Below are 1,386 nucleotides of genomic sequence, written 5' to 3' on the forward strand. Positions count from 1 at the left end.
TGGCCGAGTTGGTTGTGTTGTTCGAGGCTGGGGTGCTCGAGCCGCTGCCGGTTACGTGCTGGGATGTGCGGCGGGCTCCGGAGGCGTTCCGGTATTTGTCGCAGGCGCGGCATGTGGGCAAGGTGGTCCTGACCGTTCCGGCACCGATGGATCGGGATGGCACGGTGCTGATCACGGGTGGTACGGGTGGTCTGGGCGCGCTGGTGGCCCGGCATCTGGTCACCGAACACGGGGTGCGGCACCTGCTGCTTGCCAGCCGTCGTGGTCCGGAGGCTCCTGGGGCTGGTGAACTGGTCGCGGAACTGCGTGGCTTGGGTGCTGAGGTAGCGGTCGCGGGTGTGGATGTCGGTGATCGGGCGGCGCTGGCGGACGTACTGGGTGCGGTGCCGGAGGAGCATCCGCTTACGGCGGTGGTGCATACCGCGGGGATCGTCGATGACGGTGTCGTAGGTTCCCTGACTCCGGAGCGCATGTCCGGGGTGCTGCGGCCGAAGGCGGATGCTGTGGTGCATCTGCATGAGTTGACTCACGATGTTGATCTGTCGGCGTTCGTGGTCTTCTCCTCCGTCATGGGCACGTTCGGCGGTGCGGGGCAGGCCAACTACGCGGCCGCCAATGCCTTCCTGGACGCTTTCGCTGCAAGGCGCCGTTCGTCCGGTCTTCCGGCCATTTCCCTGGCCTGGGGCCCTTGGGCGCCCGGCGCGGGCATGACCGCCGACCTCACCGAAGCCGACCTGCGCCGCATGGAACGCAGCGGCATGCTGCCGCTGGATCCCGAGCGCGGACTTGCGCTGCTGGACGCCGTACTGGAGCGGGGCGCGGGTCTTGAGCAGCCGGCCGTACTGCCGGTCGACCTCGATCTCGCGGGTCTGCGTCGCCGGGCGGCGAATGAGATACCCGCGCTGCTTCGAGCACTGGTCCGGGTTCGCGCCCGACGCAAGGCCGAGGCCGGCACCGGAGCGCACCACCAGGACCTCAAGGCACAGCTCGCCGCGGCCTTGCCGGCCGACCGTGACCGACTCCTGTCCAATCTGGTCCACGGCGCGGCGGCAGCCGTGCTCGGCCACGCTTCCGCCACGGACATCGAGGCGGACCACACCTTCAAGGAACTGGGCTTCGACTCGCTCACCTCGGTCGAGCTGCGCAACCGCGTGAACGCCGCGACCGGCATGCGGCTGCCCTCCACCTTGATCTTCGACTACCCGACGCCCTCCGCCCTGGCCCGGCACATCAGGTCGGAGCTGCTCGGCGAAGAAGAGCAGAACGCCGTGCCGGGCACCGTCCCAGGGCTGGTGAGTGTGGGTGACGATCCGGTGGTGATCGTCGGGATGGCGTGCCGGTTCCCGGGCGGGGTGGGTTCGCCGGAGGATCTGTGGCGGCTGGTGA

At 69.1% G+C, this 1,386-nt stretch carries 1 protein-coding gene; it reads left to right on the forward strand.

Translation table 11 applies throughout. The annotated features are described in order from the left end of the window. Positions 1 to 65: 65 nt before the first annotated feature. Positions 66 to 1,386 (forward strand): SDR family NAD(P)-dependent oxidoreductase (locus AB0M26_RS31905; protein WP_365266538.1); only part of this gene is annotated, 1,321 nt, incomplete at its 3' end.

This window comes from Streptomyces sp. NPDC051776, assembly GCF_040681345.1.
Taxonomy (GTDB): Bacteria; Actinomycetota; Actinomycetes; order Streptomycetales; family Streptomycetaceae; genus Streptomyces.